The following is a 1,228-nucleotide window of genomic DNA, read 5'->3' as shown; positions in this document are numbered from 1 at the left end:
ATCGTCACCATGCGGGTCACGCCGCACCCGCACCAACACACCAGACCCTCTAGAGATCAGACAACCACCCACCGACTTTGCCGACCCCCTGACACGGGCCAGGCCCGGGCCATCGCGCCGACGGCTGCCCCTGACTCATCGACTTGAGCACCATGTTCGACAGCCCGCCCCCTGGCTCCCGGTCCGCTCCCGGCCCCTGGCCGCCGGGCCAACCGACCCCGGCTCGCCCCCTCGATCCGCCAGCCGCCGACCCCTTCCCGGCGCAGATCGCCAGTGAGAACATCACCCGAGACGACAGAAACGCACCCGCCCCTGCCGCCCCATCTTCCGGAAGGCCTCACATGAGAGACAACCACGCGCAAAGCCCCCAGGAACTCTTCAACGACGTCGTCAGAGGACTGCACCAGCTCCCCGCCATCGACGCCATCACCTTCCGCGGGACCACTAGCCCCCGCAACCGCAAGCCCGCGATCCTGGTCACCCAGAGCATCACGGCCACCAGCCGCGACCTGTCCGCAGCCACCGCCGGCCTGACCAGCCCGGGCATCGCCGTCGTCGTCCTCCGCACCGGCCGCGACCTCACCCCCCTGTCCGCCGTCCCCGAAGCCCAGGAAATCGCTCTCCCACCAGGCGCCGTACTGTACACCGGACGCTTCATCCAGGCTGCCGGACGCGACGTCGAACTCATCGAGCAGCTCATCCCCGACAACGGCCGGAACCAGTGGATCAGCAGCCTTACCGCACAAGCAGTCTCCCAGCTCACCAACACCGTCACCACAGCCATCGCCAACGCCAAGACCCGCCCCTGCCCCACCGACCCCAACTACTGCCGACGCTTCACCGCCCCACTGACCTGACCACCCCGACCCGCCCCACAGCCAGGCGCCCCAGCACAATGAGGAGAGGCCCATCATGGATGTTTCGATGAGCGCGCGCAGAAGAAGTCTCCGGAGCCATTCTTCGCCGCATCGCCGCACACAGGCCCCAGGGACGAGCAGCGCCGCTTCTACGGCAGGTCGCTGCTCATGTGCGCCATCGCCTACGCCGTGGGCCGCACGCCGATCGACATCGCCGACCGACTGCCGCACCGCCATCGCCGACCGCATGAAGGAGTATGTCCGTGAGCACGCCTGACTTCACCGAGTTCATCAAGGACTCCGGGGGCTGCCTGGTCTCCCGCAACATCATCGACGGCCGGGGCCACATCAAGTGGGCCCGCCGGGAGAAG

General features: G+C 68.1%; 1 protein-coding gene. It reads left to right on the top strand.

Annotated elements, in window-relative coordinates:
• The first annotated feature begins 341 nt into the window (after window positions 1-341).
• Entirely contained in the window at window positions 342-857 is a 516-nt protein-coding gene (locus G448_RS0109595) for a hypothetical protein (protein ID WP_026407795.1), read from the top strand.
• Window positions 858-1,228: the final 371 nt, after the last annotated feature.

Source organism: Actinomyces gerencseriae DSM 6844 (genome assembly GCF_000429265.1).
GTDB lineage: Bacteria > Actinomycetota > Actinomycetes > Actinomycetales > Actinomycetaceae > Actinomyces > Actinomyces gerencseriae.
This window is presented reverse-complemented; position numbering and strand designations above follow the sequence as displayed.

Bases quoted from the DNA above. Each gene is read 5' to 3' on its own strand.
- G448_RS0109595 (WP_026407795.1), top strand. From the start codon at position 342: ATGAGAGACAACCACGCGCAAAGCCCCCAGGAACTCTTCAACGACGTC.